An 18,856-nucleotide genomic window follows, 5' to 3' on the forward strand; every position below is an offset into this window, starting at 1 on the left:
CCTGGGGATGGTGATGGCCCTGGCCCTTCTGGTGTACGCCCTGGGGGAGTGGGAGCTGAGGCGGAGGCTGGAGGGGACGGGGTCCAGCCTGCCGGATCAAAAGGGGAGACCCACAGCCAAGCCCACCTTGCGCTGGGTGTTTCAACTCTTTATGTGGGTCCGCCTGGTGGAGCTGGGGGGCAAGTTGCTCGTCCTCAACCTGGCTCCCCATCACGAGACCGCGGTGCGCCTTCTGGGGGCCGGGCGATATTACCTGCTGGAGTGAAGGGGGTGCGGAATGTGGGCTTTAGGGCTTCCAGCTTGTCCATGCCTTTGAGTTTACGCCTTGCCCAGGAAGGGGACCGCGCCCAGGGGGAAGGGGAAGCCTCACCCCGGTCAAGATCCCCTCAGGTTTCGTAAAGTTGGGCCTGGAGCCGCCAAAGCTCGGCGTAGGCGCCCTTCCTCCGCAACAACTCCTCATGGGTCCCTTCCTCCACCAACCGGCCTTCCTGGAGGACGAGGATCCGGTCCGCCATGCGTACCGAACCCAGGCGGTGGGTGATGAGGATGACCGTCTTACCCCCGGCCATCTCGGCGAAGCGCCTGTAGAGGTGGGCCTCCTCTTTGGGATCCAGCGAGGCCGTAGGCTCGTCCAAGACCAAAAGCTTGGCCTTGCGGAAGAAGGCCCGCGAGAGGGCGACTCGTTGCCACTCCCCCAGGGAAAGCTCTGTGCCGCCAAAGGCCTTGGACAGGAGGGCCTGGGGGCCAAGCCGCTGGAGGAGCTCCCAGGCCCCGCCTAAGCGTAAGGCCTCTGCGACACGGTTAGGGTCGGGCTTCACGTCCGGGTCGGAAAGGGCGACGTTTTCCTCGAGGGTTAGGGCGTAGCGGCCAAAGTCCTGGAAGACTGCGGCGATGAGGGCGCGCCAGGCCTTCAGGTCTATTTCCCGGAGGTCAATCCCGTCCACCAGGATGCGGCCCTCCGTGGGGTCGTAGAAGCGGAGGAGGAGCTTTACCAGGGTGGTCTTGCCCGCCCCGTTTTCCCCCACCAAAGCCAGGCGCTCCCCCCGTCGGAGGGCAAAGGAGACTCCCGCAAGCGCCCGCTTTCCGTTGGGGTAGCAGAACCCCACCCCTTCAAACCGGATCTCCTCAAAACCCTGGACCTTCCTGCCCGGGCCAGTCTCCGCCATGGAAGCGGGCCTGGCTAGGAAGCTTTCCAGCTTTTCAAAGTACAACAGGCTTTCGTACAGCATGCCCCCGTCCTGGACTAGGGCGTAGAGGTTTTGCTGGAGGCTTCCCACCGACTGCAAGAGGAGCACCAGACTGCCCAGGCTCCCTCCCAAGAGGGTCTGGCGCAGCCCCAAGAAGAGGGCAAGAGCCGTGAAAAGGGCGCTCAGTAGCACCAGCAGGCTGGTCCCTAGGGCCTGGCGGCCTCGAGCACGGCGCAGGCTTTGGTAAAGGCTATGGAAAACCTCGAGGTAACGTCTGCGGAAGAAGGGCAAAAGACCGAATAACCGCACCTCTTTGGCAGTCTCGGGGCTCAAGAGCACCTCGGCGAAATAGCGCATTCGCCGGGCCTCGGGGGCCCCGAAGAGTAGGGCCTCCCACACCCCCTTCTGGAGCCGAAAGGTGAGCCAGGCTTGGGGCAGGGTGGCCAAAAGCAGGAGTAAGGGGAAGAAAGGTGCCAGCCCAAATAGCAGGAGAAGAACCCCGAGAGCGGCGAGGACCTCCCGGAAAGCGTTGCCCAGGAAAACCAGCAGGTTGAGGGGCTGGTAAGGGGCCTGGTCGCGTAGCACCTGAAGCTCATCGTGAAAGCGGGGATCCTCAAAGGGGGTCAGGTCCGGCGTGCCGGCCACCTTCTCCATGAGGAGCAGGTGAACCCGAGCGGTGAGCTTTTCGTTCACCGAACCTTGCAGGTAGGCCACCCAGGGGGTGAGGAGGAAGTCCAGGCCAAAAGCCAGCGCTAACCCCACCAGCGGCCAAAGCAGGGTTGGGGTAAAGGGACTACCCCCCAGTGTGGTCGCCAGCTGGTCCACCAAGGCACGGGTGAGGCCCAGCACCGCCACTGGCACGAGCCCTCCCAGGACCAGGAGCCCAAGCAAAAGGGCGCTCTCCCTGGGGCTTGCGCGGAAGATGTGCCGCAGCGCAGGGAGCAGCAGGCGCCAAAGGGATCTTTTACCCAGCCCCAACCACCTCCTGCGGACGAGAAATCCAACGCGTGGGGTTGATGTAGTTAGAAGCTATGTATTCCCACTCCTTTTCCGAAATTGGCATCATGTCTTCCACCGCATAGCGGTTTCGCATAGGCTGGGTAGGGGCGTGGCGGAGCACCGCTTTGTACCCCTCGGGGATACTTACGAGGTCAAAGGATTGACCTCTCTCATCCCACTCCCAGATGAAGACTCCCCCCAGTAGCGCATAGAAAGCATCCCTATGGGCGTCCAGGTTGCGGGCGTACACATTCGCTGGGCAGTACCAGCAGGAGGTGCGGTATTTCCCGCAAGCCACCACTTCCAGTGGCCGCACGTAGTGCCGGAACTTGAAGATCTCCCCGAAGAAGACCAAAGTAGGCCGCTCAGCGGGCTGAGCGATGATGCCTCCTTGAGGATGGTAAACGTACTCAAGCTCCGAAGATGGGCCCAAGCGAAGGACCAGGCCGTAGTTATCCCTAACCTCCACGAGGCCGTCCCGCGTTTTAAGGATATCACCAACCTCCAGCGTCATGCCCTCTACGATTGGTAAGTCCTTCTCTACCGCGGAAAAGCGTGGGTTGTTCGCCTCCTTGTCCAGCTTGCCGAAGGACCCGAGTAACCGTGTAAACCGTCATTTGCTTCACCCCCTTACGGGTTAGCCCCAGGGTAGCAGGGGGGAGGTTACGCGGAGGTTACGTGGAAAGGGTGCCACGGCCAGCATCCCGCGTGGCTCCCCGTAACCAGGGCCCCAAGCCCTTGCCAAATCCGGCCGGCCCCTCTAGCGGCGGGGCTCCTGACGGGCTAGCCGGGCCGTGGGGCCGAGGAGGAGAAAGGAGGCGAGGCAGAAAACGCTCCCAGGAGATCACCGGGTCCGTTTCTCCATTTGGCCGAGGAAGCCCCAGGCGACCAAGGCCAGGAGGAGAAATCCAAGCCCCGCTCCCAGATAGACCTCCTCCAAGCCCACCTTTCCCCCCACTGCCCCCGCCAAAAGTGCCCCCAAAAGCCCGGCCGAGCCGCTAAGGAACCTCATTCCACCCCCTACCCGGCCCAGCAGGGCATCCGGGGCCAGGGCCTGCCTTAGCACCACCTCTTGGACCCCCAGGAGGATGGCGCTTATCCCCAGGAGGGCCACGAGGAGCAGGCCCAGGGGAAGGGGAGGCTTGAAGAGCAAACCCAGGACGGCCCCGGCGTCCATGAGGAAAAGGAGGCTAAGCACCCTTTGCGGCCTTTTGCCTTTAAGTTTCCCTGCCAAAAGCCCTCCTAAGGCCCCCCCAAGGGAGAAGGCGGTGCTGAGGAGCCCATACCCTATGGGTCCGTACCCGGCTTGGAGGGACCAGAGGGGAAGAAGGGCGAAGGGCATGACCCGGAGGAAGCTGGCTCCAAGGACCGCTCCGGCTAGCCGACGAAAGAAGGCTTCCTGGTACAGCCACCTCAGGCCAGCCAGCACCCCCGGGGGGGCTTTTCCAAGGGGCGGTATGGGAGGGAGCCTAGCGGCGAAGTGAATGGCCACAAAGCCTAGCGCGCCCCCGAGGAAAAAGGGCCAGGAGGGATTCTGGACGAAGAGAAAGGCGCCTAAGGGGGCGCCGAGAAGGTCAGCAAGGAGACTTGCCGTGTAAAGACGCCCATGGGCCTTCTCCCGTTCCTGCGGCACGAGTCTAGGGACCAGGACCCGGACCTCCAGAAGAAGCTCAAGGATGTTGTCTACCAGGTAAAGGCCGAGAAAGGTCCATGGACCAATGAGGCCGAGGCTTGTTCCTAAAAGAAAGCGCAGGAGACTGCCAGAGAGAAGCCCGAAGCTGAGGGCTTTTTTGCGGTCCGTCCGATCTAGAAGGTAGCCTGTGAAGAGGGCTAAGACGGAGGCACCCCAACCGATGGCGTGTTGCAGACCCAGGTAGAAGGGGTTGTCTAAGCGAGCGAGGTGGAGGGAGGCCGCGGTGCCTACGGCCCCCCCAGCGCAGCTGGCCAAAAACAGGATCGTGGCTAATAAGAACACCCTCAGCTAAGTCAAGAAACCCTCTACTTCCCAGACCACCCCGTCAGCAGAGGAGCAAACGTACATTTTCTCCGAGTCCTGAGAGAAGCTTACGCAAGTAGGCATCCTTAGCCCTCTCACAACGGGAGGCTGGAAGTGGTAATTGCCAGGTTGAGCGGGGTCTACGGCAATGACTTCTCCCATCTCTGGCTGAACGGCAAAGAGCAATCCGGATGAGGGATGAAACCGCATCCCTCCTAGGCGATGAAGCCCCCAGGCTACCAACGCATTCGGATGGGCAACCAACTCAGAGTAGGTAATTTTCTCCGGCAATTCATCCGGATTTATGCGGAAGATTTGGCCCAGGCTTCCTACAGCGAGGTAGAAGAAGCCCCTTCCAGCAGCATCGTCAATCCAAAAAGGTTTAGCCTCCGAAGCGTCCCCCCCTTTTGTAATGTCCCGAACAGTGCCCGCAGTGTGTTCGGAAACCAAAAGCCTGCCGTCTGGGGTCCACTCCATGTGGGAGGGATTCTTCAAACCCCAGGCGAAGGGCCTCACGTAAACCCGCCGCGTCCGGCCGCCGACCCTGACCTCTTGCACCTCCTTGAGCATCGCCATTCACCCCCTTACGGGTTAGCCCCAGAGTAGCAGCAGGGGAATACCGCCCGTGGAGCCCAGGAGGGCCTCACCCACGCCCCTCGGCGTCACCACGAGGGGAGAGAACCCTTTGGGAGAGGCGGAGGAGAGGGGGAAAGAGAAGGGAGGCCAGGAGGAAAACGCTCCCAAAGGCCACGAAGGCCCCCCTGGGCCCCAGGAGGTCCCCAAGCCCCCCGCCCAAGGGGGAGCCCAGGACCCGGGCCGTCTGGGTGAGGACGTTGACGTAGGCAAAGAGGCCCACCAGGGTCTCCGGGGGGGCAAGCCGCTGGAGGAAGGTCCGGAAGGCGATCCGGGCCACGGAAACCCCCGCCCCCGAGACCAAAGACCCGAGGAGGAGGTGGGGGTAAGGGAGGAGGCCGTTCCCCAGGTTGCCCAGGCCCAGGAGGCCAAGCCCCCCGAGGAGGCCAAGGACCGGGGGGAGGGAGACGCGGGTAAGGGCCTGGGCCACAAGGAAGCCCCCCAGGCTAAAGCCCGCCCAGGCGATACCTAGCCCCTCGGGCCGCTTGAGGTCGTGGAAGAGAAGAGCGGTGAGGACCCCGCCCCCCGTGAGGGCCAGGGCAGGGAGAAGGGCAGGTAGAGCAACGGGGAGGAGAACACCCAAGGGTACACCCCCAAAGGCCTTCCGCCTCCCTTCGGAAGGGCCTAGGGGAGGAGGGGCCTTCAGGCCCAGGAGGAGGACCAGGGCCACCCCCAGAGGAAGGGCGAAGAGGGGAAGGGCGTAGGGCCCCAGGCGGTCCACGGCAAAGCCCCCTATGAGGGGGGCCAGGACCAGGCCCAAGGTATTGGCCATTTCCCAGCGGGCGTTGGCCTGGGACAGGGCCTCCTTAGGGAAGAGGCGGGGCAGGGCGCTTCCCAGTAAAACGCCGTAGATGGCCAGAGCAGCCGTAAGGAAGAGGAAGAGGGCGAGCAAGGCGGCGTAAAGGAGAAGAAAGGTGCTAAGGCCAGGGCTTCCCAGGGCGAGGAGGGCCGCTACCCCAAGGCCAAAGGCGAGGAGGCGGAGCACCATTTGGGGCCTGGTCTCAAGCCAGGATTGGAGGAGAAAGGGGGTCAGGATGCTCGCTAAGGCTTGAACCAGGGTGAGGACCGAAGTTTGTAGCCCCGAGGCTCCCGCTTCCAGGAACCGCCATAGGCCCGCCACCACCAGGCCCTGGCCGGTCAGGGTTAGAAGGAAGGCGAGGAGGAAGAAGGAGAAGGTACCCGAGGGCGGAGTTAAATCCTTAGCCATGCTGGGACGCTGAGCCATCAGCTAGAGGGATTTCGCTGGTGTAATTGGGGATAGTCCGAATGTCCACGGCATCAAAGAAGTTCGGTTGAACAGGTATTTTCCGTAGCTCTTGCAGTAGAGGCGAATTCTCCCAAATGTCGGCTAAAGTGCTCGTTAGAAGGTTGCCGAAGAACGAATACCTGGGCCGCCACTCACGCAATTTGGCAGAAACGTAGACATTACCCCTCGGATCTACGCGAAGAGCACGATTACCCCTAGAGGTAAGCCATATCTGATCGCGGGCCGGGTTTTCCGATCTAAGTTCTCTAGAAAGCTTATACCACAGCCTTTGGTGGGGCTTAATCGCACCTAATCTAACCATGTCCATGTATTCCCCTACAGCGAAGTCCCACTCTTCCTGGCTAAGAACGAGATGATTCAAGCTTGCCCCGCGCCCTGCGGGATACATGGGCGCAATCCCATACATAGCGTTGTTTTGTGTTGCGATTTCACCTATCTTTCTAATCTCAGTGTAGTTCTTCTTGTGAACTACCGTGAAGACAGCCAGAGGGATACCGGCTTTGGCAATGAGACTTATCTGCCGCAAGGTAGTCTTAAATCCCCCCTTACCCCGAAGCAAATCGTGGCTATCCGGACTAGATCCGTCTAAAGTGGTACCCACGAAGTTCAGATTTTTTGTGGACGCAATCTTATCTAAGTCGCTATCTCGCAACACGGACAAGTCGGTGTTAACTTGAACGCTAAACCCTAGCTCGTCCGCTAGGCGGATGATCTCCAATCCATCTGGCCTACTCAGTGGATCACCTCCTGTGAATTCAAGGTAGAAGACCCCTTCCTTTCTTATGGAATCCAAGATATATCCCCACTCATCGAAAGTCAGCTCTTCCCGAAGAGGTATTTTGGGTTCAGGGCCGGATTCGTATGCACAGTATGCACAACGCCTATAGCACCTATTCGTGAGCTCGATTTCCATGGATAGAGGCCTATAGTACCGGTCATCGGAGAAGTGTTGATCGTCTAGGAACAAAGCTTTAGATTCCAGCCCTTCTTGAGAAGGGCGAAGGTATCCCTCGGCAATCAAGTAAAGGATTAAATGCCCCGCTGCCTCTACAAATCCCTTGGTAATTTCACTTAAGCCTCCTTCTTTGAGAACTTGCTTGAGGGCCAGCGATGGCCTAGTAGCAACTACAAAGGATCTAACAAGGTCGAAGGCTTCCTGATTGAGAAAAATGCCCCTCTTAAAGCCGTAGAGTATTCCCCCGAACCGCTCTCTGCGTAGGACAACGCTAGCGTCGCTGGCAAGGACAAGGGGCACGTCTTCGACCCAAAGCCTTTCGTATTCCGAGCCTAATCCTTCTTCGAGGTCCTCCTCGTAAGCCAATATAAAATTGCCTGTATCAATGGCAACCATCAGGAAATCATGCTGCTGGCCTACGACCTTTGGAAGTTGTAAACCCCTCTCGTGCATTTCTTCCACCCCCTTCCGGGTTACCCCCAAGGTAGCAGGGGGGAGGTTACGCGGGGTTACGTGGAAAGGGTTCCACAGCTGGCCTCCCGCGTAACCTCGCGTAACCTCTGGCCCCCCACGTAACCCGCCTCGTGGCACCCTGGGGGCATGAGGGGCAAGGTTCTTCTTCTCCTCTTGGCCTGGCTTCTCTTCCGGCCTTCCGAGCCCCATCTGGCCTGCTGGGACCCCAACTGCTTTCCCCCGGCCTCACACCCCGTACTCCCGGCGGAGCCTCGCCACCCGGGCCTGGGCGATGGGAAGGCGGGGGTCTTCGGGGGGAAGCCTCTCCAGGAGGGCTTCCCAAAGCTCCAGGTCCTCCCCCAGGCGCTCCGCCAGGGTGAGGAGGAGGTCTAGCCTCCCGCTGGCGAGCACCGCTTGCCTCAGGGTCTCCTCCAGCTCCAGGCGGAGTTCCTCCACCCCTGGGGCCTGGCTCCAGGGGAGGAGGGGGCCCCGGTAGAGGGCTAGGGCCCCTTCCAGATCCCCCTGGGAGAGGGCCTTTAGGAAGGCCGAAAGGTCCGAGGGGGGAGGGGTTGCCAGGCGGTAAGGAGCGCAGGAGACCCGGAGGCCTTTTCCCCGCAGGCGGTGGAGGAGGGCCTTCAGAGCCCCTAGGTTGGGCTCCCCGTAAAGCGCCTCCGCCAGGGCCTCTCCGGAGAGGCCCTCCTTGTGGGCGAGGAGGAGGGCCAAGGCCTCGGTGCCCCTGGGGCCCAGGGAGGGAAGGGGGCCTTCCCCAAGGAGGCGAAGGAGGGGCGCTTCGGCCTGGCCCAGGAGGAAGGCGCGGGCCTCCGGGCGGAGGCCGGGGGCAAGCCCCGGGGCCAGGGGGGCTTCCACCTCCACGCCAAGGGCCTTTAGGCGGGACTCGGCCAGGAGGGCGTAGAGGGCCCCATCTTCCCGCAAAAGGCCGTGGGCGGCGAGAAGGCAGGCCTCATCCCCCTCCCCAAGCCCCCGGGCGAGGAGGTAGAACCCCCAGGGCCAGCCCTCCCGGGGGAGGAAGACCTGGGCCCCCTCTAGGAGAAGCCGGACCTCCGGGGGGTCCAGGGCCAGGGCGCCAAGGACGAGGAAGCTCGCGAGGCTTGGCGGCGCCAGGAGGGGGAGGAGGCCCCGGAGGAGGTTCCCCGCCCTCCCCCGGTTTCCCCGGAGGAGGTGGGCCAGGGCCAGGGTGTGCCCCGCGAGGAGGCGCACCCCGGGGGAGGGGTGGGGCAAAAAGGGCTCCGCCTCCTCCAGGACCGAAGGGAGGGGGGTGGTGCCGAAGAAGAGCTCGAGGCGCAAGTGATGCAAGGTGGTCCAGGGGGAGGGGTCCTTGAGGCGGGCGAGGGCCGCGTGGGCCAGGGCCTCGGGCCGGCCCAGGCGCTCCAGGGCCATGGCCAGGGCCAGGTGGAGCCGGGCCTCCCCCTTGGCGTCCCCCTGGAAGCGGCTTAGGGCCTCCTCCAGGGCCAAGGCCCCCGCCCTTGGGGGAAGGGCCAGGCCCAGGTGGTAGAGGGTGAGGGGGGTCTGGGCCCTCTGGGCGGCCTCCCAGGCCAGGGCCCGGTAGGCGCTCGAGTTCCCCTTGCGGGCCTCCACGAAACCTAAAAGGGCCAGGCGTTCCGCCTCCGGGAGGTCCTCTTGGGCGCCTTGCAAAAGGGCCAGGGCCTCCCCGTCCTTCCCCTCCTCCAGGAGGCGGAGGGCCGGGGCGAGGAGAGGCTTCCCCATAGGGGAAACCTACAGGCTCCCCCTTCCCTTGGGAGGGAAGGGAGGCACATTGCAGGGGCACCCCTTGGCCTTGCTCCGGCGTCCGGGCCCGATCACGTCGGGGGCGCGGGCTCCTCCTTTGCCAGAACGGCGCCGCCCTCTTTCCGGTTCGCCAGGAAGAGGGCCAGGCCCGCTACCTCCTCCACCTGGACCTGGCCTTAAGCCCCCTAGGCCTCCCCCTTGAGGATGGCTTCAATCCGCTCCAGGGCCTCCTTAGGCAGGTCCACCCCGGCGGCTCCCAGGCTTTCCCGGATCTGCTCGGGCCGGGTGGCCCCGGTGATGGCGCTGCTGATCCCGGGAAGCCGCAACACCCAGGCCAAGGCCAGCTGGGTGCGGGTGAGGCCCAGCTCGTCCGCCACCTCCTTGAGCTTCAGCACCTTCTTCCGGTTTTCCTCCGTGAGGAAGCGCTCGGCGAACTGGGGGTAGCGGGCGAAACGGCTGTCCTCGGGGATTCCCTGGTCGTATCGCCCGGTGAGCATGCCCATGGCCAAGGGGCTCCAGACCACCAGGCCCAGGCCGAAGCGCTCTGCCTCGGGGAGGATCTCGTTTTCCACCCGCTCCCGGTAGAGCATGGAGTACTGGGGTTGCTCCACCACAGGCGGGTGGAGGCCGTTTTCCCGGGCAAAGGCCACCGCCTCGGCGATCCGGGCGGCGGGCCACTCCGAGGTACCCCAGTAGAGGGCGTAGCCCCTTTCCACGATGGTGTGCATGGCGTAGACGATCTCCTCCATGGGCACCTCGGGGTCATAGCGGTGGGCGAAGAAGAGGTCCACGTAGTCGGTCTTTAGCCGCTTCAGGCTTTGGGTGATGCTCTCCAGGAGGTGTTTCCGGCTTAGGCCCCGGTCGTTGGGGTCCTCCGACATGGGCCAGTAGGCCTTGGTGGAGAGGACCAGGGTGTGCCGGGGAAACTCCTTAAGGACCTCCCCCATGATCTCCTCGGCAAGGCCCTTGGCGTAGACGTCGGCGTTGTCGAAGAAGTTCACCCCGCCCTCGTAGGCGATCCTGACGATCTCCCGGATGGTTTCCTTGTCCTTCACCACATCCCCGAAGGTGACCCAGGCCCCCAGGGAGATCTCCGAGACCTTAAGCCCCCATTTGCCCAGTTTCCGATAGCGCATCTCGCCCATGGCTACCGGAGTTTACCCCTCGAGGCGGAAATTGACCAGCGGGTCAGTCCCCCATCTCCAGCTCCCCTCCCGGGGCCTGGAAGCCGATTCGCTTGTGGGTGCCGTCGCAGAAGGGCTTGTTCCCCGATCCCCCGAAGCGGCAAAGGGAAACCTTTCCCTCTCGAACCTCCTCCCGTTCCCCGATGCGCACCACGATGCGCTGGCCTTCCAAGCGGATGGGCCCGTTTTCCACGAACACCAGCCTCATGATTCCTATTATAGTGATATACTCGGTCCAACTATGAAACGCCTTTTGCGGGTTTTTGCCTGGCTTTTGGGCCTGGCCATCCTGGCGGTTTTGGGGGTGGTTCTGGCGGCCTATGTCACCCTGCGGGCCTCCCTGCCCCAGGTGGAAGGGCGGGTGGCCCTCAAGGGGTTTTCCGCCCCGGTGGAGGTGGGGCGGGATGGAAGTGGGGTGGTGCGGATCCGGGCCCAGACCCTAAAGGATCTCCTCTTTGCCCAGGGCTTTGTTCACGCCCAGGAAAGGCTTTGGCAGATGGAGTTTCAGCGGCGGGTGGGCCAGGGAAGGCTTTCCGAGGTGCTGGGGGAGGCCACCTTGGCCCAGGACCGCTTCCTGCGCACCTGGGGCTTTTACCAGGCGGCAAAGAGCGCCTACGAGCGGCTTTACCCTGAGGAGAAAGAGGCGGTGGACGCCTACGTGGCCGGGGTGAACGCCTTTTTGCAAAGCGGGGCTCCTCTTCCCCCCGAGTTCCGCCTCCTGGGCTTCCGCCCCGAGCCCTGGACGGGGCCGGATGTGTTGGTCTGGGCCAAGATGATGAGCTTTGACCTTTCCGGGAACTGGGAGGAGGAGCTTCTGCGCCACCGCCTCCTGGCCCGGGGGATCAGTCAGGAAAGGCTTTTGGAGCTCATTCCCCCTTACCCGGAGGATGCCCCCACCATCCTGCAAGGGGAGGACCTGGAGCTTCCCCTGAAGCGGGAGGAAGCCCCGGCGGCCCTGCTTAGGATGGCCCCGCCCCGTTTCCTGGAGGCCAGCAACAACTGGGTGGTGGCGGGAAGCCGCACGGTCACGGGAAAGCCCTTCCTGGCCAACGACCCCCACCTGCGCCTGGGGGCTCCCAGCCTCTGGTTCCTCATGGCCCTTGAAGCCCCCGGCTACCGGGTTATCGGGGCCAGCCTCCCCGGGGTTCCCGGGATCGTCATCGGGCGCAACGACCGCATCGCCTGGGGGGTCACCAACGTGGGGGCGGATGTACAGGACCTTTACCTCCTGGAGGACGTGGGGGGGAAAGGGTACCGCTACAGGGGCCAGGTGCTTCCCTACCGGGTGCGGGAGGAGAGGATCCCGGTCGAAGGGGGAAAGGAGGAGATCCTTCGGGTGCGGGAAACGGTCTATGGACCGGTGATCACCGACGCCCTCGAGAACCCTCCCCAGGTTCCCATGGCCCTTCGCTGGGTGAGCCTGGATGAGGAGGACCACATCCTCATGGCCTATCTGGGGATCAACCGGGCGCAGAACTGGCAGGAGTTCGTGGCCGCCCTAAGCCACTACTCCGCCCCCAGCCAGAACTTCGTCTACGCCGATGCGGACGGCAATATCGGCTACATCGCTCCCGGAAAGTTTCCCATCCGTAAGGAAGGGCACACGGGCATGGTGCCGGTGCCGGGGAATGGGGAATGGGACTGGCAGGGCTACCGCAAGCCGGAGGAGTGGCCCAAGGTGTTGAACCCCAAGGAGGGCTTCCTGGTCACCGCCAACAACAAGGTCACTCCCCAGGGCTTCCCCTACGCCCTCACCTACGACTGGGCCGAACCCTACCGGGCGGAGCGCATCCGGGAGCTCCTCCTGGCCAAGGAAAGGCTTGCCCTCGAGGACATGAAGGCCATTCAGCAGGACCAGAAGACCCTCCTCTTCCGGGACTTCCGCCCGGTGCTGGAGCTTCTAAACCCCCTCTCCGAAAGGGCCAAGACCGTTCGGGAAAGGCTTTTGGCCTGGGATGGAACCATGGATAAAAGTTCGGAGGAGGCCCTGGTCTTCGCCCTGTGGTACACGGAGCTCACCCGCCTGCCCAAAAGGGAGGTGGGGGAGGAGTTCTGGGACGAGCCCCGCTACCTCCTGCGGGCCATGCGGGAAGGGGATCCAAACTGCGACCAGCCGAACACCGAGTACCGGGAGTCCTGCCTGGACTTCGCCGCCTTGGCCCTGGAAAGGGCCTTGGACCGGAAGGAGGCCTTGAGGGTGCGCTCCTGGGGCCAGGTGCACCGGGCCACCTTCCCCCATGCGGTCCTCACCCACACCCCCTTGAAGCGGTTTACGGACCGGAGGGTTCCCTTTGGCGGGGACCGGTACACGGTGAACGTGGCCCCCTTTGACCCTGAAACCCTCCTCATGTCCCATGGGCCCAGCTACCGCCAGATCGTGGACCTGGCCCATCCGGAGGCCTCCCTCTTCATCCACCCCATGGGCCAGACGGGGCACTTCCTGGCCCCTGGCTACGGGGACCTCCTGCCCCTTTGGGCCGGAGGGGAGTACCTGCCCATGGCCTTCGCCGCCCCGGCCCGGGAGAGGGTGTTGCTTCTGGAACCCGGGCGTTAGCGAAGCCGCCTTACGGGGAGGGGTTCTCCTCCCCGTTTTCCATCTTGCGGAACTCCCCCAGGACCTCCCGCACCTTGTCGTGGACCCAGTAGGCCTTGCGGCCGAAGAGAAGCTCTATGGCCTGGTCCACCTCCTCCACCGCATAGAGGTGGAAGCGTCCCTTGGCCACCGCCTCCACCACCTCCTTCCGCAGGGTCAGATGAGGAAGGTTGGCCTTGGGAAGCACCACCCCCTGGCTTCCCGTGAGCCCCAGGGTTTGGCAGACCCGGAAGAATCCCTCCACCTTCTCTGCCACCCGGCCCACGGCCAAAACCCTTCCCGTCTGGTCCAGGCTTCCGGTGACCGCCAGGTCCTGCCTTAGGGGAAGGCCAGAGATGGCGGAAAGCACCGCCAAAAGCTCCGCAAGCCCCGCCGAATCCCCCTCTATGCCCCCGTAGCTTTGCTCAAAGACCAGGCTCACCGTGGCGGAAAGGGCCCCCAGGCTGGCGTAGCTTCCCCGCAGGTAGCCCGCCAGGGTGAGGACCGCCTTGTGGAACACCTGCCCCCCCAGGCCCACTTCCCGGTCGATGGAGAGGATGCCTTCGCGCCCGGGGCCCGCCTGGGCGGTGATGCGCACAGGCCGTCCCCGGGGCAGGGGGCCTTCCACCACCACCAGGCCGTTGATCTCCCCCACCTGCATACCCTGGACCTCGAGGGCCACCACCCCCTCCTCGAGGTCCTTCAGGTACAGTTCCTCCTCCAGGCCGAACCGCTCCTCCCTTGCCAGTAGGGCTTTTTCTACCGCCTCCCGGTCCAGAGGGTGCTTGAGGGCCGAAGCCTCCCGGGCCAGGTCCAGAAGGCGGTAGAGCCTGGCGTCCAGGCGTTCCTTGTGCCCGGTCCAGCGCCGGGCCTCGTCCGCCAGGGCGGAGAGACCCTCAGGGGTCAGGGCCACCCCCTCGGCTTGCAAGAACCCCCCCAGGTAGGCCACGTTCTCCTTCGTGTAGGGGATTTCCGGGCTGAACTCCACGCGGAAGGGAAAGAGCTCCAGGAATTCCTCGTCCTCCTCCAGGAAGGCGATCACCTCCGGGGGGCCCACCAGGAAGACTTGGGCCTTGAGGGGGGCGGGTTTGAGGCGGGGGCCCTTGACCTCGGGCCGGGGTGCGAGGGGCTCCACCTCTCCCGTGGCCAGGGCCCGCTTCAGGAGGGGGTAGCTTCCCAGCTCCCACACCCGGTGGGCCTCCAGGACCACCACCCCCCCGGTGGCCCGCATGAGGGCCCCGGGGCGGAGGAGGCCCAGGTGGGTGGAGAGGACCCCATCCCGGGCCTCGTACTCCAGGTGGCCAAAGAGCCTCTCCGGGGTCGGGTTGGCCTCGTAGACTACCCGCTCCCCTCCCTCTACCAGGAGCCGGGGGAGGAGGTGTTCTAGGAGGAGCTCCTCCTCCAAAGCGGCGGCCCGGAGCAGGGTCTCCAGGATCCGGTCCAGGTAGCGCCCCGCTTGGGGAAAGCGGGCCTTTAGGGCCTCGGCCTTGGGCAGGAGGAAGCGCTCGGCGAAGCCCCGTCTCAGGGCCGCCACCTCCGCCTGGGCCCGCTGCCGCACGTCTAGATAGGCCAGGACCGTCTCCTCCAGCTTGGCGGAGAGCTCAGGGGGTAGGGGGCCCTTGCCGGAGAGCTGGAGCCCTTCCTCGCCTTCCAAAAGGGTGAAGCCGAGGCCTTCCGCCTCCTCTGCTAAGGCCTTCAGCAGGGCCTCGGCCTCGCGCTCGTGGCGGGCCTCCACCAGGCTTTTAGCGTAGAGGAACCCCTTTTCCCGAAAGAGGGCGGGGGTGAACTCGGCGAGGAGGGCCTCCACCCCTTCCACCAGGGCCCGGCCCTGCCCCTCGGGGAGGAGAAGGGGGAAGGCTTCCTCCCGGAGGGGCAGGTAGACCAGCTCCTCCTTGGGGAAGGGGCGGTCCTGCAGGTAAGCAAGGAGGCGCTTTCTTTTGCCAAGGCCGCTTGGCCCCACCAGATAGCCGTGCCCTCCCTGGCGGAAGGCGGCCTCGAGGGCCTTTAAAGCCCGCTCCTGGCCGAAGAAGGGAGGGGCAGGCTCAGGCTCCGTGGGTGGGGTGAACCAGGCAAGAGCGCTAACCCGCATCGGGCTCACTATACCCGGACCCACGCCCTGAGGGGCCTGGGGTAAACTAGTGGACAAAGGAGGGATTTCATGGTTAAGGTGGAGGTCCTGGGCATGATCCTGGCAGGGGGGCAGGGAAGCCGCCTCTACCCCCTCACCGCCAAGCGGGCCAAGCCGGCGGTGCCCTTCGGGGCCAAGTATCGGATTATTGATTTCGTCCTGAACAACTTCGTGAACTCGGGCATCTACTCCATCTACGTCCTCACTCAGTTCAAGGCCCAGTCCCTCACCGAGCACATCCAGCGTTACTGGCGCTTCGGGGCTTTCCTGGAGGACCACTTCATCCTCCTGGTGCCCGCCCAGATGTACCGCTACGAGGAGCTGGGCCCCGTGTGGTACCGGGGTACCGCCGACGCCATCTACCAGAACCTGCACCTGGTGCACAATCACGCCCCCATGGCCGTGGCCGTCTTCGGGGGCGACCACATTTTCAAAATGAACATCCGCCACATGGTGGAGTACCACTATGAGAAGCGGGCCGACATCACCATCGCCGCCTACCCCGTGCCGGTGGAGGAGGCCCGGCGCTTTGGGGTTTTGCAGGTGGACGAGGATTGGCGCATCACCGAGTTCCAGGAAAAGCCCCAGAACCCCAAGCCCATTCCCCGCAAGCCCCACCTGGCCCTGGCCTCCATGGGCAACTACATCTTCCGCACCGAGGCCCTCTTTGAACTCCTGGAGGCCGATGCCAAGGAGAGCGCTTCCAGCCACGACTTCGGCAAGGACGTGATCCCCCGGGCCCTCAAGGAGGGGTACCGGGTGTTTGCCTACGACTTTCACCGCAATCCCATCCCCGGCCAGGAGGGTCCCAACCTGTACTGGCGGGACGTGGGTACCCTGGACGCCTACTTTGAGGCCAGCATGGACCTGGTGAAGGTGGTTCCCGAGTTCGACCTCTTCAATCCCGAGTGGCCCCTCAGGACCGCCAACCTCTTCAGTCCCCCCGCCAAGTTCGTCCACGAAACGGGGGAACGGATAGGGCGGGCGCTGAACAGCCTTCTGGCCGGGGGGGTCATCGTGAGCGGGGGAACGGTGCGGGAGTCGGTCCTTTTCCGGCGGGTACGGGTGAACTCCTACAGCCTGGTGGAGCGCTCCGTCCTCTTTGACGACGTGGAGGTGGGCCGCTACTGCAGGATCCGCAACGCCATCATCGACAAGGACGTGAAGATTCCTCCCCATACCGAGATCGGCTACGACCTCGAGGCCGACCGTGCCCGGGGCTTCACCGTTACCCCGGAAGGGGTGGTGGTGGTGCCCAAGGGGTACCGCTTTTAGCCATGGAGAAGCATCCGGGTAGGCTTTTCTATCGCCTTTCCCGCCTGGCCCAAGGGGAGGAGCTTCCCCTAAAGCGGAAGCCCAAGTCCAAGGTTTACGCCAATCCCCTGGAAACCCAGGTCCTGCCTCCCTTCCGGGAGGAGGGAGGGCCGCCTTTGTTCCGGGTTCTTTCCCAGCTCAGGCCCCTCCTGCCCGAGGTGGGTTCGGCTCTGACCCTGAAGGATCTTTCCCAGGTCCTCTATCCCCTGGCGGAGCGCTCGGGGAGGCGGGGTTTTCCCTCGGCGGGGGAGGCTTATCCCGTGGAGGCCTACCTGGTGGTGCGCCGGGTGGAAGGGGTTTTCCCGGGGGTCTACCACTACTTCCCCAAGGAGCACCAGCTCTTCCAGATCGCCGCCAGGGTGGAGGAGGCTTCCTGGTCCGAGGCGCTTTTGGGCCTTGGCCTCGAGCAGGCGGCGGCCCTTTTGGTCTTGACTCTGGTTCCGGAAAGGAGCGAGGCCCTCTTCGGCCTCAGGGGATACCGGTATGCCCTCCTCGAGGCGGGCTATGCGGCGGGCTTGGTGCTTCTTTCCGCCATCGGTCAGGGACTGGCCGCATACCCGGCCGAGACCTTTTATGATGAGATGGTGGCTCACCTCCTGCGGTTGCCCGAGGGGGAATACCCTGGGGTGGTGGTGATTTTAGGACGAAAACAATACGCTAAAGGGTATTTGGGGAAGGATTTATGGCACGGATTTTCTTGGTGGAAGATGATCCCCAGGTAGGGGAGCTGGTCAAAAGGTTTCTGGAAAAGGAGGGGCTTTTGGTGGTGTGGGCCCGCACGGGGAGGGAGGCTCTGAAGCAGGCCTGGGAAGGGACCAAGCCGGATCTGGTGGTCCTGGATCGGGGGCTTCCCGACATGGAGGGCCTCGAGGTCCTCAGGTCCTTGCGGGACCTGGACCCCCTTCTCCCCGTCCTCCTCACGGGCCGCGCCGAAGAGGATAGCCGGGTGGAGGGGCTATTAGAGGGGGCGGATGATTATCTGGGCAAGCCCTTCTCCCTCAAGGAGCTTTTGGCCCGCATCAAGGCCCTCCTGCGCCGAGGTGGCAAGGAAGGGAGGCGGTATTTCGGTCCCCTGGAGCTGGACCTGGAGGCCAGGAAGGCCTACCTGGACGGTCAGCCCTTGAAGCTTTCCGCCACCGAAGCCAACCTCCTCTTCGTCCTGGCCCAGACCCCGGGAAGGGTGTACACCCGGGAGGAGCTTTTGGCAAGGGTTTGGGGGCCCGAGTTTGAGGGTTCGGAGCGGGTGGTGGACGCCTATATCCGCCTTCTCCGCAAAAAGCTCAAGGATGACCCCCAGGCTCCCCGGTTCATTGAAACCGTGGTGGGGATGGGTTACCGCTTCCTGGGCGAGTGATGGAGCGGGTTTTCGTCTACGGGACCCTGAAGCGGGGGGAAAGGAACTACCCTTTGGTGGAAAGACGGGTGGTGAAGGTCCTTCCCGGGTACGTGGAGGGGTATCGCCTCTTTCACCTGGCCGAGGGACCGGGCCGTCCTTACCCTTATCCCGGCATGGTTCCCGGGGAGGGAAGGGTCTATGGGGAGGTCCTCTTCTTGCCGGAGGAGGCCCTCTCCCTATTGGACGAGCTGGAGGAGGAGGGGGTGGAGTACCGGCGGGTTAAGGTCCTGGTGGAAACGGAGGAGGGCCCCCTTCTCGCCTGGACCTACCTCTACCTGGGGGGCCTGGAGGGGGCGGTTTGGCTTCCCCAAGGGGTGTGGCCGGCCTAGGCTTCCCCCGGGTCGGGGAGGACGGGAAACCCTTCCCTAAGGGCTGCTCCCGCCAGGCGTGCATCCAGGGTTACAAAGGGAAGGTCCTGGGGCCGGCCCCGGCTGGCCACCCAGGCTGCGGCCAGCTGAAGGGCATCCCCGGTTCGCAAGGGGTGGGCGAAGAGGAGGCGGCGTGCGGTTTTCCGCACCTCCTCCCCCGGCAACACCTCGTACCACGCCCTTTGTAACCTTTCCAGACGATCCAGGGCTTTGGCCAGGGGCGCATCCTTTAGGATTCCCTCTCGGGCTTTGCAGGCAAGAGCGGAAACCAGTTCCAGCTCGGTTCCCCACCAGACCACCACCAAGGGATTTTCCAGATAGAGGTCCTGCACCCTTTCCGTGGCGGCCTCGAGGGCCAGAAGGGGAAGAAGAGCCGAGGCGTCCCAGAACCTCATCCTTCCTCCCGTCGCTCCTCCAAAAGGGCCTCCACCAGCCCGGGTATCCGGGGCATTCCGGCAAAGTCCAGCACCTCCCCGCTCCCCGGACGCACCATTCCCAGGCGTACCAGCTCTTCCAGGCCCTCGGGCAAGGCGGCGGGCACCAGCCTGGCCACGGGTTTGCCGCGGTCTAGGATGAGGATTTCCTCCCCCGAGCGCACCTCCCTTAGGAGCTTGGAGAGGTGGGCCTTGGCCTCGCTCACCGACACCCTACGCATAAG

17 protein-coding genes and 1 pseudogene are annotated in these 18,856 nt (G+C 64.0%); 6 read left to right on the forward strand and 12 right to left on the reverse strand.

Features of this window, described 5'->3' with window-relative positions; translation table 11 throughout:
* A pseudogene (locus F604_RS12060) lies at positions 1-265 on the forward strand (IS1634 family transposase); the annotation flags it as partial.
* Between the two features lie 121 nt (positions 266-386).
* Here F604_RS12060 and F604_RS0108670 read toward each other — a convergent pair.
* From F604_RS0108670 to F604_RS0108715, 9 genes are all read right to left on the reverse strand, one after another.
* On the reverse strand, positions 387-2,165 hold the full coding sequence (locus tag F604_RS0108670; RefSeq protein ID WP_019551312.1) for an ABC transporter ATP-binding protein: 1,779 nt from the start codon (positions 2,163-2,165) through the stop codon (positions 387-389).
* Complete coding sequence (locus F604_RS0108675; RefSeq protein WP_019551313.1) at positions 2,152-2,700, reverse strand: hypothetical protein; 549 nt, start codon at positions 2,698-2,700, stop codon at positions 2,152-2,154. The genes F604_RS0108670 and F604_RS0108675 overlap by 14 nt, the downstream gene beginning before the upstream one ends.
* 330 nt (positions 2,701-3,030) lie before the next feature.
* Positions 3,031-4,161: an MFS transporter gene (locus tag F604_RS0108680; RefSeq protein ID WP_015716356.1), complete on the reverse strand. Its 1,131-nt coding sequence runs from the start codon at positions 4,159-4,161 to the stop codon at positions 3,031-3,033.
* A gap of 6 nt (positions 4,162-4,167) precedes the next feature.
* Positions 4,168-4,758 (reverse strand): SMP-30/gluconolactonase/LRE family protein, encoded by a 591-nt coding sequence (locus tag F604_RS0108685; protein ID WP_019551314.1) that lies wholly within the window; start codon positions 4,756-4,758, stop codon positions 4,168-4,170.
* Positions 4,759-4,825: 67 nt separating this feature from the next.
* The gene (locus tag F604_RS0108690) at positions 4,826-6,022 is read right to left on the reverse strand and encodes an MFS transporter (RefSeq protein ID WP_003043751.1); all 1,197 of its coding nucleotides are present in this window, start codon (positions 6,020-6,022) and stop codon (positions 4,826-4,828) included.
* Positions 6,015-7,490 (reverse strand): radical SAM protein, encoded by a 1,476-nt coding sequence (locus F604_RS0108695; protein ID WP_014632236.1) that lies wholly within the window; start codon positions 7,488-7,490, stop codon positions 6,015-6,017. Before F604_RS0108695 ends, F604_RS0108690 begins: the two co-directional genes overlap by 8 nt.
* A 246-nt stretch (positions 7,491-7,736) precedes the next feature.
* Entirely contained in the window at positions 7,737-9,215 is a 1,479-nt protein-coding gene (locus F604_RS0108700; protein WP_019551316.1) for a hypothetical protein, read from the reverse strand.
* Between the two features lie 206 nt (positions 9,216-9,421).
* Entirely contained in the window at positions 9,422-10,381 is a 960-nt protein-coding gene (locus F604_RS0108710) for an aldo/keto reductase family protein (protein WP_019551318.1), read from the reverse strand.
* A gap of 43 nt (positions 10,382-10,424) precedes the next feature.
* On the reverse strand, positions 10,425-10,628 hold the full coding sequence (locus F604_RS0108715; RefSeq protein WP_026329091.1) for a CDGSH iron-sulfur domain-containing protein: 204 nt from the start codon (positions 10,626-10,628) through the stop codon (positions 10,425-10,427).
* A gap of 33 nt (positions 10,629-10,661) precedes the next feature.
* Here F604_RS0108715 and F604_RS0108720 point away from each other — a divergent pair, with 33 nt between their 5' ends.
* Positions 10,662-12,974 (forward strand): penicillin acylase family protein, encoded by a 2,313-nt coding sequence (locus tag F604_RS0108720; RefSeq protein ID WP_019551320.1) that lies wholly within the window; start codon positions 10,662-10,664, stop codon positions 12,972-12,974.
* Positions 12,975-12,984: 10 nt separating this feature from the next.
* Here F604_RS0108720 and F604_RS0108725 read toward each other — a convergent pair whose 3' ends face one another.
* Positions 12,985-15,081, reverse strand: a complete 2,097-nt coding sequence (locus F604_RS0108725) for an AAA family ATPase (RefSeq protein ID WP_019551321.1) — start codon at positions 15,079-15,081, stop codon at positions 12,985-12,987.
* Between the two features lie 69 nt (positions 15,082-15,150).
* On the opposite strand from F604_RS0108725, the gene glgC reads away from it, so the two are divergent.
* The 4 genes from glgC to F604_RS0108745 are packed head-to-tail and all read left to right on the forward strand — an operon-like array spanning position 15,151 to position 18,159.
* The gene (gene glgC / locus F604_RS0108730) at positions 15,151-16,395 is read left to right on the forward strand and encodes a glucose-1-phosphate adenylyltransferase (protein ID WP_019551322.1); all 1,245 of its coding nucleotides are present in this window, start codon (positions 15,151-15,153) and stop codon (positions 16,393-16,395) included.
* Between the two features lie 2 nt (positions 16,396-16,397).
* On the forward strand, positions 16,398-17,156 hold the full coding sequence (locus F604_RS0108735; RefSeq protein WP_019551323.1) for a SagB/ThcOx family dehydrogenase: 759 nt from the start codon (positions 16,398-16,400) through the stop codon (positions 17,154-17,156).
* Positions 17,117-17,788 carry a response regulator transcription factor gene (locus F604_RS0108740; RefSeq protein WP_019551324.1) on the forward strand — a complete coding sequence of 224 codons (672 nt, stop codon included), beginning with the start codon at positions 17,117-17,119 and terminating at the stop codon, positions 17,786-17,788. Before F604_RS0108735 ends, F604_RS0108740 begins: the two co-directional genes overlap by 40 nt.
* Positions 17,788-18,159 carry a gamma-glutamylcyclotransferase family protein gene (locus F604_RS0108745; protein WP_019551325.1) on the forward strand — a complete coding sequence of 124 codons (372 nt, stop codon included), beginning with the start codon at positions 17,788-17,790 and terminating at the stop codon, positions 18,157-18,159. Before F604_RS0108740 ends, F604_RS0108745 begins: the two co-directional genes overlap by 1 nt.
* Here the strand turns inward: F604_RS0108745 and F604_RS0108750 are convergent.
* Complete coding sequence (locus tag F604_RS0108750) at positions 18,156-18,593, reverse strand: type II toxin-antitoxin system VapC family toxin (RefSeq protein ID WP_019551326.1); 438 nt, start codon at positions 18,591-18,593, stop codon at positions 18,156-18,158. The genes F604_RS0108745 and F604_RS0108750 overlap by 4 nt on opposite strands.
* Positions 18,590-18,853, reverse strand: coding sequence for a type II toxin-antitoxin system Phd/YefM family antitoxin (locus tag F604_RS0108755; RefSeq protein ID WP_019551327.1), 264 nt, complete (start codon positions 18,851-18,853; stop codon positions 18,590-18,592). The genes F604_RS0108750 and F604_RS0108755 overlap by 4 nt, the downstream gene beginning before the upstream one ends.
* Between the last annotated feature and the right edge of the window lie 3 nt (positions 18,854-18,856).

This window comes from Thermus scotoductus DSM 8553 (genome assembly GCF_000381045.1).
GTDB classification, from domain to species: Bacteria; Deinococcota; Deinococci; order Deinococcales; family Thermaceae; genus Thermus; species Thermus scotoductus.